The 14,092-nt window shown below is 71.3% G+C and carries 2 protein-coding genes; both read right to left on the bottom strand.

Annotated features, from left to right (window positions below; all coding sequences use genetic code 11):
* Positions 1 to 10,181 (bottom strand): SDR family NAD(P)-dependent oxidoreductase (locus ACWD5Q_RS33975; protein WP_451430928.1); only part of this gene is annotated, 10,181 nt, incomplete at its 3' end.
* A gap of 80 nt (positions 10,182 to 10,261) precedes the next feature.
* A partial coding sequence (locus tag ACWD5Q_RS33970; protein ID WP_451430927.1) for an SDR family NAD(P)-dependent oxidoreductase occupies positions 10,262 to 14,092 on the bottom strand: 3,831 nt, incomplete at its 5' end.

The following is a 14,092-nucleotide window of genomic DNA, read 5'->3' as shown; positions in this document are numbered from 1 at the left end:
ACACCCCGCTCGAACAGCCCCAGCAACACCGCCCACATCTCACCGATACGCTCCGGCCCCGCATCCATCAGATCGAACGCGGCATACGAAACCCCATACTCGGCCTCCACCCGCCCGGCATCACGGACATCGGTCTTGCCCATCTCCACAAACCGGCCACCCGGCCGCACCAACCGCAGCGACGCGTCCACAAACTCACCCGCCAGCGAATCCAGCACCACATCCACACCCGGCTGGAAACGCTCCTCGAACCCGAGGGTGCGGGAAGAGGCGATCCGCTCCTCGGGGACACCCAGGTCACGCACCACCGGCCACTTCGGCTCACTCGCGGTGGCATACACCTCAGCGCCCAGGTGCTGAGCGAGCTGCACCGCCGCCATCCCCACCCCACCCGCCGCCGAATGAATCAGCACCGACTCACCCGACCGCAGACCCGCCAGGTCGTGCAGCGCGTAATACGCGGTCAGGAACACAATCGGCACCGACGCCGCATCCTCGAACGACCACCCCCGCGGCACCCGCGCCAACAACCGGGCATCGGTGACCGCACTCGGCCCGAACGCCCCGTCCAAAAGACCCATCACCCGGTCACCGACCGCGAAAGCCCTCACGTCCGGCGCGACCTCGGTCACCACACCCGCACCCTCATGCCCCAGCCGGCCCGCATCCCCCGGATACATGCCCAGCACACTCAGCACATCACGGAAGTTCACCCCAGCCGCACGCACCCCCACCCGCACCTGACCCGGACCCAACACCCGCGGCTCCTCCGGAACCACAGCAATACCATCCAGCCGCCCCCGCGCCACAACGTCCAACCGCCAGCCGTCACCCACACCAGCCGGCGGCACCAACACCCCCTCACCAGCCACCCGCACCAGACGCGGCACCAACACCCCGTCACCACGCAACGCGACCTGGGCCTCACCACGCACCACCAGGGAAAGACCAGCCACGCCATCATCAGTGTCCACCAGAGCGAAACGGCCCGGATGCTCACTCATCGCCGAACGGACCAGACCCCACACACCCGCACCCCGGGCGTCCGGAACCTCCCCCTCCCCGACCGCCACCGCACCACACGTGACGAACACCAGCCGGGACCCAGCCAACCGCGGCTCCGCAAGCCACCCCTGCACCAACCCCAACGCCTCCGCCACCACGTCGGCAACAGCACGCCCCTCCACGGCCACCGACGTGATCACCGTCCCCGGCAGCTCACCACCACCCGACCCCTCAACAAGCCCACCAACATCCACGTAATGACGCGCACGCCCCGCCATGGCCTCCCGCAGAACACCACCGACAACAGCACAACCCTCCACCGGCTCCCCCACGACCTCCGCCAAAGGCAGCCAATCGAGCCGGAGGAGACTGTCGCGAACCGCCGTCTCCGCAGAAGCGACAGCAGTGCTCGTCAGCGGTCGCACAACCAGCGACGCCACCTCCGCCACAGCCCCGCCCTGGGCATCCGCGATCCGCAGAGCGACCGAATCCTCACCCTCCCGCGTCACCCGCACCCGCACCGCCGACGCACCCACAGCCCACAACCCCACACCCGACCACACAAACGGCACCACAGCACCAACAGCCGAAGCATCCCCCCACTCCCAAAGCCCCAGCACATGCAACACCGAATCCAGCAACGCCGGATGCAGACCAAACCCCTCAGCGCCACCACTCACCCCATCCGGCAGCACAGCCTCAACAAACCACTCCTCCCCACACCGCCACACCCCACCCAACCCACGAAACGCAGGACCATACGACAGCCCCGCACCACCCAACCGCTCATACAAACCATCCAGCTCGACAACCACCCGCTCCGCACCCGCCGGCGGCCACACCCGCAGATCCCAGTCCAACCCAGCCACCAAAGCCGACGACAGCACACCCGAGGCATGCAGCACCCAGGCGTCGTCGGCAGTCGACTCCACACGTCCGTAGACCTGCAGCGGGCGGCGCCCGAAGTCGTCAGGTGCCTCGACAGCCAGCTGCACCTGCACCGCGCCCGTCGCGGGGACGGCCAGCTGTGACTGGAGGGTCAGTTCGTCGACACGGTCGCAGCCGACGCGCTCACCCGCGGCCAGAGCCAGCTCCAGCAGCCCCGTACCCGGCACGATCACTGAACCGGCCACCACATGGTCCGCCAGCCACGGCTGATCGGCGATGGACAGCCGTGCGGTGAGCAGCACGGTGTCCGACCCGGCAACCGGTAGGGCGGCACCGAGCAGCGGATGCCCGGCGTCACTCAGGCCGAGTCCACCGGCGTCCAGAGCCGCACGCGGGGCGTCGAGCCAGTATCGCTGCCGCTGGAAGGCGTACGTCGGCAGCGGCACCTCGCGCGCGCCCGTACCGTCGAAGAAGGCCGCCCAGTCCACCCCGGCGCCCCGCACGAACATCTCGGCGACGGACGCCAGCAAGGTCCGCGGTTCTGGCTGGTCCTTGCGGAGTGTGGCCGCAGCGGTGGCATCGTCAGTCAGCGCAGTCAGTACGGGATCGGGGCCGATCTCCAGGAAGCGGGTCGCGCCCAGAGTGGTCGTGGCGGTGGTGTAAGCCTCGTGGAAGCGAACAGGCCGGATGATCTGTTCCGCCCAGTAGCCGGGTGTAGTCCACTCGTGCTCCCCCAGCGAACCACCGGTGACCGTACTGACCGCCGCCACGCGAGGCTGACGGTACGTCACCTGCGTGGCGACTGCCGCGAACTCCTCCAGCACCGGTTCCATCAACGGCGAGTGGAAAGCATGCGACACCCGCAGCCGGGTGACCCGCCGGCCCTCGGCACGCGCCCGTTCCACCACCGCCTCCACAGCGGCCTCGACACCCGACACGACCACAGCCGCCGGCCCGTTCACCGCCGCGACCACCACCCCGTCGACCAGCCAGCCGGCCACCTCCGCCTCACCGGCCTCCACCGCAGCCATCGCCCCACCCACCGGCAACACCTGCATCAACCGCGCCCGAGCCGCCACCAACCGCACCACGTCAGGAAGTTCGAACACCCCAGCCGCATACGCCGCCGCGAACTCACCCACCGAATGCCCCAGCACCACCCCCGGCTCCATGCCCCACGACCGCAGCAACGCCACAAGCGCCACCTGCACCGCAAACAGAGCCGACTGCGCATAACCGGTCAGGTCCAGCAGACCGCCCCCGTCCCCGTTTCCGTCGAACAGCACCTCCTTCAACGGCCGGTCGAAACCAAGCTCGGCATCCAGCAGCCCGCACACCTCGTCCAGAGCCGCAGCGAACACCGGGAAGACGGCATACAACTCCCGCCCCATCCCCGTCCGCTGACTCCCCTGCCCCGTGAACATCCACCCCGTACGCCCCTCGGCAACAACCCCTTCGATCGCCGAGTCCGCGACACCCAGCACCGCACGATGCTCAAGAACCGCCCGAGTCGAGGCCAACGACAGGCCCACATCCAGCCCATTGGCATCCACCGATGCCAACCGCTCGATCTGGGCACCCAGCGCCCGCGCGCTACGTGCCGACACCACCCACGGCACCACCGGCACACCCGTACGCACCGGGGCCGGAGACTCGACAACCGGAGCCTCCTCCAGGATCACATGGGCGTTGGTACCGCTGATCCCGAACGAGGACACACCAGCCCGGCGCGGACGGCTCGTCTCCGGCCACGAACGAGCCTCGGTGACGAGGCGGACCGCCCCAGCCGACCAGTCGACGTGCGACGTGGGCCGGTCCACGTGGAGGGTTGCGGGCAACCGGGCGGCGCGCAGGGCCATCACCATCTTGATGACACCCGCGACACCGGCCGCCGCCTGCGTATGACCGATGTTCGACTTCACCGACCCCAGCCACAACGGCACGTCATCCGTACGCGCCTGCCCATACGTGGCAAGCAACGCCTGCGCCTCGATCGGATCACCCAACCGCGTCCCCGTACCATGCGCCTCCACCACATCAACCTCAGCCGCCGACACCCGCGCCGACGCCAACGCCTGCCGGATCACACGCTGCTGAGAAGGACCATTCGGCGCCGTCAGCCCATTCGACGCCCCGTCCTGATTCACCGCACTACCCCGCACCACCGCCAACACCCGACGCCCCCGCCGCCGGGCCTCACTCAACCGCATCAACACCAACACACCAGCACCCTCGGACCAGCCAGTACCATCCGCCGACTCCGCGAACGCCTTACACCGGCCATCCGACGCCAACCCACCCTGACGCGAAAACTCCACAAACGTCATCGGCGAAGCCATCACCGTGACACCACCCGCCAACGCCGTGTCACACTCCCCCGACCGCAACGACTGACACGCCAGATGCAACGCCACCAACGACGACGAACACGCCGTGTCAACCGTCACCGCAGGACCCTCAAAACCAAACACATACGCCACACGCCCCGAGAACACACTCCCCGCATTCCCGTTCGCCAACAGCCCCTCCACCACCCCCGGAACCACCGGCAGACGCGACGCATAATCGTGATACATCAACCCCGCAAACACACCCGTCGCAGAACCACGCAACGACAACGGATCAATACCCGCCCGCTCCAACGCCTCCCACGACGTCTCCAACAACAACCGCTGCTGCGGATCCATCGCCAACGCCTCACGCGGACTGATCCCGAACACCTCCGCATCAAACTCCGCGGCATCATGCAGGAAACCACCCTCACGCGTCGCCGACGTACCAGAACCCTCCCCCGCGAACAACCCCGCCAGATCCCAGCCACGATCCACCGGAAACCCCGACACCCCCTCCCCACCCGACGCCACCAACCCCCACAACGCCTCCGGCGAATCAACACCCCCCGGATAACGACACCCCATCCCCACAATCGCAATAGGCTCATCCACACCGGCCCCCACCACACGGCCCGGCACCACCTCAGCCTCCCCCGCCACCCCACCCACAAGCTCACCGACCAAAAACGCCGTCAGAGCAAGCGGACTGGGATGATCGAACACAACAGTCGCCGGAAGCTGCACACCCGTAGCCACCGAAAGACGATTCCGCAGATCCACACCGGTCAGCGAATCAAAACCAAGATCCCGGAAAGCACGCGCCGGATCCACCACCCCCGCCGAACCATGCCCCAACACCCCCGCAACAGCACCCTGCACCAGATCGAAAATCCGGCGCTCCCGCTCATCCGCAGACAACGCCAGCAGACCACGCACAAAAGCACCACCGTCACCCGCACCAGCCTTGTCACGGACCGCGAAACGACGACGCGCCACAACCGGAACCAGATCACGCACCACAGCCGGCAAAACATCACGACCGGCCAAGAACGCACCCGCATCCAAGGCGAACGGCACGACCACAGCCCGCTCCACACCCACCGCAGCATCGAAAAGCGCAAGAGCCTCATCACTCGTCAGCGGCGGGAAACCCTGCCGACGCAACCGGACCACGTCCCTCTCGGACATCCGGCCACCCATCCCCGCCTCCCACATCCCCCACGCCAAAGACACCGCAGGCAGACCCTGGGACCGGCGCAACAGTGCCAGGGCATCCAGGACACTGTTCGCGGCGGCATAAGCCGCCTGGCCGGCACTACCGACGATTCCCGCGAACGACGAGAACAACACAAACGCCTGAAGGTCCTGGCCGGCAGTCAGTTCATGCAGGTGCAGGGCCGACTCCGCCTTCGCCGCCAGCACCCGCGCCAGCCGCTCAGGAGCCAGATCCGCCACCAGCCCGTCATCCAGCACACCCGCCGCATGCACCACCGCGCCCAGCCGTACACCATCCAGCACGGCAGCCAGCGCGTCCCGGTCCGACACATCACACGCCTCGATGCGAACCCGAGCACCCGCCTCCGTGAGAGCGAGCGCCAGATCAGCCGCACCAGGAGCCTGAAGCCCACGCCGCGACACCAGCAGCAGATCCCCCACACCATGACGGGTCACCAGGTGCCGGGCCACCTCCGCACCCAGCCCACCCGTACCACCCGTGACCAGCACAGTGCCATCCGTCGGCCAGACGGTGCGGTCGGGACGCGGAGCCGGTACGGACAGACGGGCCAGGCGCGGCACGCGCACCTCGTCACCACGCACGAGGAATTGGTCAGCGTCGAGAGACGCCAGTGCCCCGCACAGCGCACGATGAGCAGCCGGCGTGCCATCCGTATCGGCGAGAGCGAAACGGCCCGGATGCTCACTGATCGCCGAACGGACCAGACCCCACACACCCGCACCACTCAACCCGGTGGCATCCTCACCCACCGCCCCGGCAGTGACCACAACCAGCCGGGACCCAGCGAAACGATCATCCCCGAGCCAGCCCTGAACAACAGACAGAACCGCGGAGATCGCATCCACGCCCGCGCCGGGCTCGACCGGGAACAGCACCGTCGCGGGAACAGCACCGTCCACAGCCACAGCCAGCGCATCCAGACCGGCATACGAGGCCAGCGAAGGCGTGACATCCCCCTGCCAAGCCGCGGAATCACCGGTCACCACGGCCCACGGCCCGCCCTCAACCGGATCACAAGCAGCCGGCACAGCGGCCGCAACCCAGTCGAGACCGCAAAGAACAGCACCACTCGAGGCAACAGACGCGGCAGTGGTGTCAGCCAGCGGACGCAGAACCAGACGGTCGACCTCCGCGACCGGCTCGCCCGAGGCATCGGCAACACGCACACTCAAAGCACCATCGCCATCACCGGCGATCCGGACACGCAACGTGTCGGCACCGACAGCATGCACACGCACACCGCTCCACATAAACGGAAGCTGAGCCCGATCCGCCGACTGCGAAAGAGCAAGGGCATGCAGAGCACTGTCCAGCAGAGCCGGATGAAGACCATAGGCCGCGGACTCACCCGCCACATCAGGAAGACCGCTCTCCACAAGAAGGTCCGTGCCCTGCCGCCAGACAGCGCGCAAACCTTGGAACGCAGGACCATAGTCCAGACCCGTACCGGCGAGGCGGTCGTAAAGGCCATCGAGCGGAAGGGGTTGGGCGCCGACAGGCGGCCAGGCACGCAGATCCCAATCCGCGACCGGGGCCCCGGCAGGAGCAAGAACACCGGTGGCGTGAAGAGTCCAGGGGGCATCCGCAGCGGCAGTGTCCGGGCGGGCATGGACACGCAGGGTGCGGGTGGAGTCGGCGCCACCGGACTCGACGGCGATCTGAAGGTGGACTGTGCCGTCTTCAGGCAGGACGAGAGGGGCGTGCAAGACAAGTTCAGCGACAGTGGCACAACCCGCCTGATCACCCGCCTGCACCGCAAGCTCGAGAAGCGCAGTACCGGGCACCACCACCCGGCCCGCGACAACATGGTCCGCAAGCCACGGATGAGTACCCACAGACAAAGCAGCCGTCAGCAGCACCGTGTCCGAACCCGCCACAGCCACAGCAGCACCCAGCAACGGATGGCCGGCGACACCGAGGCCGAGGCCGCCGAGGTCGGTGACGGTGCGGGTGGGGCGCAGCCAGTGGCGCTGGTGGTGGAAGGCGTAGGTGGGCAGGTCGACACGGCGGGCTCCGGTGCCGTCGAAGAGGGCTTTCCAGTCGACGGTGGCGCCGTGGACGTACATCTCCGCGAGGGCGGTGAGCAGGGTTTCGGGTTCGGATGTGCCCTGGCGGAGGACGGCTGCGGCGGGGGTGTCGACGGTGGTTCGGGCGAGGGCCGTGAGGACCGGGTCGGGGCCTATTTCGAGCAGACGGGTGCCGTTCAGGGGGCCCGTGGCGGTGGTGAGGGCGTCATGGAAGCGGACGGGGCGGACGATCTGGTCGGTCCAGTAACCGGGGGTGGTCCAGTCGGCGGCGGTGATGGGGGCGCCGGTCACGGTGCTGACGGCGGCGAGGGTGGGCGGGCGGTAGGTGACGGTGGCGGCGACACGGGTGAACTCGGCCAGCGCCGGTTCCATGAGGGGTGAGTGGAAGGCGTGGGAGACCTTCAGGCGGGTGGCGCGGCGGCCTAGGACGCGGGTGGCGGCCATGACGTGCGCGACGGCTTCCTCGGTGCCGGAGACGACGACCGCGCGGGGGCCGTTGACGGCGGCTATGTGGGCGTCGACGGTGTCGATGAGGGCCCGGGTCTCCGCTTCGTCGGCCTCGACGGCGGCCATGGCGCCGCCCTCGGGCAGGGCCTGCATGAGGCGGGCGCGGGCGGCGACGAGGCGGGCCGCGTCGGCCAGGTCGAGGACTCCGGCGACGTAGGCTGCGGCGTATTCGCCGATCGAGTGGCCGAGGACGAGGTCCGGGCGGGCGCCCCACTGGCGGAGGAGTTCGGCGGTGGCGGTCTGGAGGGCGAACAGGGTGGTCTGGGCGTAGCCGGTGCGGTGGATGAGAGCCGCTTCGGGAGTGCCGTCGGCGGCGAACAGGACGTCGCGGACGGGGAGTTCGAAGCCGGGGGTGTCGGCGAGGGCCGTGTCGAGGGTTTCGCAGACGACGTCGAGGACGGCGGCGAAGACCGGGTGGGAGTCGTGGAGTTCGCGGCCCGTCCCGGGGCGTTGGCTGCCCTGGCCGGTGAACATCCAGACCGTGCGGCCCTCGGTGACCGAGCCGGTGACGACGCCAGGGGTGTCGTGGCCCGCGGCGAGGGCGGCGGTGCGCTCGCGCAGTATGTCGGGGGTGGTGCCGAGGACGACGGCGCGGTGGTCGAGGCGTGCCCGGCCGGTGGCGAGGGACAGTCCGATGTCGGCGGGGTCGGCGCCGGGCTCGGCGTGGGCGGCGAGGCGGGCGGCCTGGCCGCGCAGGGTTTCGTGGCCGCGGAGCGGGTCGGCGCTGCGGGCGGACAGCAGCCAGGGCACGACGGGCGGCGCGGTACGCGGGTGTGGTGTGGGGTCGGGGGTGGCGGGGGCTGCCTCCGTGGTGACGGCTTCCGTGCTGCTGGGCGCTTCCTCGACGATGGCGTGGGCGTTGGTGCCGCTGATGCCGAAGGCCGAGACTCCGGCCCGGCGCGGCCGGTCGGCGCGCTGCCAGGGGCGGGTCTCGGCGAGCAGGCGGATGTCGCCCTCGGTCCAGTCCACGTGGCTGGAGGGGGTGTCGCAGTGCAGGGAGCGGGGCAGCAGACCGGCCTGGAGGGACATGACGACCTTGATGAGGCCGGCGACGCCCGCCGCGGCCTGGGTGTGCCCGATGTTGGACTTGATCGACCCGAGCCACAGGGGGGCGGTGCGGTGTTGGCCGTAGGTGGCCATGAGGGCCTGGGCCTCGATGGGGTCGCCGAGGCGGGTGCCGGTGCCGTGGGCCTCGACGGCGTCCACGTCGGCGGTGGTCAGCGCGGCGGCGGCGAGGGCCTGGTGGATGACGCGCTGCTGGGCGGGGCCGTTGGGGGCGGTGAGGCCGTTGGAGGCGCCGTCCTGGTTCACCGCGCTGCCGCGGATGACGGCGAGGACGGGGTGGCCGAGCCGCTGGGCGTCGGAGAGCCGTACGAGGGCGAGGACGCCGGCGCCTTCGGACCAGCCGGTGCCGTCCGCGCTGTCGGCGAAGGACTTGCAGCGGCCGTCCCCGGCCAGCCCGCCCTGCCGCGCGAACTCCAGGAAAAGGCCGGGGTTGGCCATGACGGTGGCGCCGCCCGCGAGGGCCATGTCGCACTCGCCGGACCGCAGTGCCTGGCAGGCCAGGTGGAGGGCGACCAGGGAGGAGGAACAGGCGGTGTCGACGCTGACGGCGGGCCCTTCGAGGCCGAGGGTGTAGGCGACGCGGCCGGAGGCGACGCTGGGTGTGGTGCCGGTGAGCAGGTATCCCTCCGTCTCGGGGGTGGCCTCGTGGAGGTGGCCGCCGTAGCCGTTGCCGGAGACGCCCGCGAAGACGCCGGTGCGGGTGCCGCGCAGGGAGGTGGGGTCGATGCCGGCGCGTTCGAGGGCTTCCCAGGAGGTTTCCAGCAGCAGGCGCTGCTGGGGGTCCATGGCGAGGGCCTCGCGGGGGCTGATGCCGAACAGGTCAGGATCGAAGAGGGGTGCTTCGGGGAGGAATCCGCCGACGGTGGTGGTGTCGCCGAGCGCGGTGAGGTCCCAGGCGCGGTCCTCGGGCACGGGGGTGATGCCTTCGCGTTCGCCGGCGACGAGGTCCCACAGGGCCTCGGGGGTGGTGGCGCCGCCGGGGAAGCGGCAGCCCATGCCGATGATGGCGACGGGTTCACGGGACGCGGTGATCAGGTCCTGGTAGCGCTGCCACAGCCGGTCGTTCTCCTGGAGCGATGCGCGCAGGGCTTCGACGAGCTGTTCGGAGGATTCAGTCATGTCCTTCTCCAGGGTCGCGGGTGAGCGCAGGCGGGGCGGTCCCGGCGCCGGCCGGCGGCGGTGCGGCCGGCCGGCGCGGGTCACGCCTGGCGCTGAACTCGCTTCAGGGCCAGCTGGACGAGGCTGTCGGCGCCCATCGTGTCCAGGGATTCGGGCTGGTGGGACGGTTCGGCGGGGCCGGCGGTCCGCTCGGCACCGGGGCCGCCCGCAGGAGCGTCACCCGCATGGGCCGGGCGGTCGGCGAGGCGGCGCAGCAGGTCGAGGACGCCGGAGGCGCGCAGCTCGGCCGGGGGAATCGCGGTCAGCAGCTCCCGTATCTGCGGGTCGATTCCGTCGGCCGCGGGGGCTGTCGGGGCGGCGGGGCCGGTGAGGAGCCGCTCGCGCAGCAGCCGTATCAGGTCCTGCGGGGTGGGATGGTCGAAGACCAGGGTGGCCGGGAGGCTGAGCCGGGTGGCGGCACCGATCCGGTTGCGCAGGTCGACGGAGGTGAGGGAGTCGAAGCCCAGATCGCGGAAGGCGCGGGTGGGTTCGACGGTGGTGCCGGAGGACTGTCCGAGGACGGCGGCCACCTGGGTCTGGACCAGTTCGTGGAGCATCCGGTCCTGTTCGGGCGCGGGCAGTTCGGCGAGTCGGCGGGCCAGTGTCTCGGCGCTGCCGGGTGCGGGACGGCCGGCGGTGCGGCGCCTGCGGGCGACGGGGACGAGGTCGCGCAGCGGGCCGGGCAGGGTGTCAGCCCTGGCGGCGAGGGCCGCGGCGCGCAGGGCGACGGGGACGGTGAGGGGTTCGTTGACGCGCAGGGCGGCGTCGAGCAGGCGGAGGGCCTCGTCGCCGGGCAGGGCGGGGAAGCCCTGGCGGCGCATGCGGGCGAGTTCGGCGGCGGACAGGGTGCCGCCCATGCCTTCGGTGGTCTCCCACATGCCCCACGCGAGCGACACGGCGGGCAGACCCTGGGCGCGGCGGGCGACGGCGAGGGCGTCGAGGGCGGCGTTCGCGGCGGCGTAGGCGGCCTGGCCCCCTGAGCCGATGACTCCGGCGACGGACGAGTACAGCACGAACGCGTCCAGGTCGAGGTCGGCGGTGAGTTCGTGCAGATGCAGGGCCGAGGCCGTCTTGGCGGTCAGGACCCGGGCGAGGCGTTCCTCGGTCAGGTCGGTGAGGATGCCGTCGTCCAGAACGCCCGCGGTGTGGACGACGGCGCTCAGGGGTACGCCGTCGAGCGCGGCGGCGAGCTGGTCGCGGTCGCCGACGTCGCAGGCGACGATGTCGGCGTGCGCGCCGCGCGCGGCGAGGTCGGCGAGCAGTTCGGCGGCGCCGGGGGCGTCGGGGCCGCGCCGGGACAGCAGCAGCAGGCTGCGTACGCCGTGCCGGTCCACGAGGTGCCGGGCGAGCAGGGCGCCGAGGCCGCCGGTGCCGCCGGTGATGAGGACGGTGCCGGGTCCGGCCCAGGGCGCGGGCACGGTGAGGACGACCTTGCCGATGTGCTTGGCCTGCTGGAGGAGCCGCAGTGCCTCGGGGGCGCTGGCGATGTCGAACGCGCTCACCGGGACGGGCCGCAGCACGCCCTGTTCGAACAGGTCCAGCAGTGCGGCGAGCATCTCCCCGATGCGGTCGGAGCCGGCCTCCACGAGGTCGAACGCCTGGTACGACACACCGTGTTCGGCTGTGACGGCACCGGCGTCGCGGATGTCGGTCTTGCCCATCTCCACGAACCGTCCGCCGGGCGGCAGCAGGCGCAACGAGGCGTCCACGAAGTCCCCGGCCAGGGAGTCGAGGACGACGTCCACGCCCGGCCGGAACCGCTCGGCGAAGCCGAGGGTGCGGGAGGAGGCGATGCGCTCTTCGGGGACGCCGAGGTCACGGACCGCGGGCCACTTGGCCTCGCTCGCGGTGGCGTACACCTCGGCGCCCAGGTGCTGGGCGAGTTGCACGGCGGCCATCCCGACGCCGCCCGCCGCCGCGTGGATCAGCACCTTCTCCCCCGCCTTGAGCCCGGCGAGGTCGACGAGGGCGTAGTAGGCGGTGAGGAACACGATCGGGACGGACGCGGCCTGTTCGTAGGTCCAGCCCGCCGGGACCGGGGCGATCTCCCGGGCGTCGGCGACGGCCGTCGGTCCGAACGCCGCGTCGAGCATGCCCATCACGCGGTCACCGGCCTCCCAGCGGTCCACGCCGGGCCCGGTCTCCACGATCACCCCGGCGCCTTCGAGGCCCATGCGGCCCGCGTCGCCGGGGTACATGCCGAGGACGTTGAGCACGTCGCGGAAGTTCACCCCGGCGGCGCGGACGGCGACGCGCACCTGTCCGGGGCCGAGCGGGCGCGGTTCCTCCGGGACGAGGGCGATGCCGTCGAGCCGGCCCTGGGTGACGATGTCCAGCCGCCAGCCGTCGCCCGCGCCGGCCGGCGGGACGAGCACCCCGTCGCCGGCCATCCTCACCAGGCGGGGCAGCCAGACCCGGCCCCGGCGCAGCGCGAACTGCGGGTCACCGAGCGCCGTCCTGACGGACAGGGCGGCGGCGAGCGCCGCACCGGAGGCGGGGTCGGTGTCGAGGTCCACCAGCGCGACCCGCTCGGGGTTCTCACTGATCGCCGTACGCACCAGGCCCCACACCCCGGCCGCCGCGATGTCGCCCGGCCCCTCGTCCCCGTCGCGGACGCGGACGGCGCCCGATGTCATCACGACCAGCCGGGACGCCGCGAACCGGTCGTCGGCCAGCCACTCCCGCAGCCGGGCGAGGACGCCCGCGACGGTGCCGTGCACGTCCGGGGCGGCGGTCACCGGCAGCAGCACGGTGGCGGGCACGGTACCGGTGGCGGCCAGCGCGCCCAGATCGGCGTGCACGGCGGCCCGCACGCCCGGCGGCAGCGACCCGACGGCCGCCCAGTCCGGCTGGACCGGCGCCGAGGTCTCTTCGGGAGCCTCGGTCCACTCCAGGCGGTACAGGCCGTCCGGCCCGGAGGCGGCGAGCCGGTCGGGCGTCAGGGGCCGCAGTACCAGCGAGTCGATCTCGGCGACCGGCTCCCCGGCCGTGTCCGCCAGCCGTATGCCGACCTCGCCGGGCGCGCGGCGAGTGATACGGGCGCGCACCGCACCGGCGCCCACGGCGGTCAGGGAGACACCGGACCACAGGAAGGGCAGCAGTGCCGGGCCCTTCCCGCCGTCGGTGTCGTCATCGTCGTCCACACCCAGCGCGTGCAGCACGGTGTCGAGCAGCGCCGGGTGCAGCGCGAACGACGCGGCGTCCGCGGCGAGGGCCTCGGGCAGTTCGGCCTCCACGTACAGATCGCCCTCGTGGCGCCAGACGTGCTTCAGGCCGCGGAACGCGGGACCGTAGTCGAGGCCGGTGGCCGCGAGCCGCTCGTACAGCGCGTCCACCACGACCGGCTCGGCGCCGCTCGGCGGCCAGGCCCCCAGCCCCTCGTCCGGTGCGGCGACGTCCCGGTCCGTGAGCGTGCCGGTGGCGTGCAGTGTCCAGGGCTGAGCGGCGTCGGCGTCCCGGGGGCGGGCGTACAGGTGCAGGCTGTGGTGGTGCTCGTCGGCCTCGTCCGGGGCGACGGAGACCTGGATCTGTACGGCGCCGTCGGCGGGCAGCACCAGCGGGCTGAGCACGCTCAGTTCGGCGACGCGGGAGCAGCCGACCCGGTCCCCGGCCTGAACGGCGAGTTCCACGAACGCCGTTCCCGGCACCAGGACCCGCCCGGCGACCGCGTGGTCCGCGAGCCATGGATGCGTACGCAGTGACAGGCTTCCCGCGAGCAGTACGGCGTCGGAACCGGCGACGGGCACGGCCGCGCCCAGCAGTGGATGGTCCGCGCTGCCGAGGCCCAGTCCGTCGGCGTCGGAGACCGGCGGCGGCACGTCGAGCCAGTACCGGCGGCGCTGGAAGGGATAGGTGGGCAGGTCGATCCGGCG

This window comes from Streptomyces sp. NPDC002513 (assembly GCF_053595355.1).
This window is presented reverse-complemented; position numbering and strand designations above follow the sequence as displayed.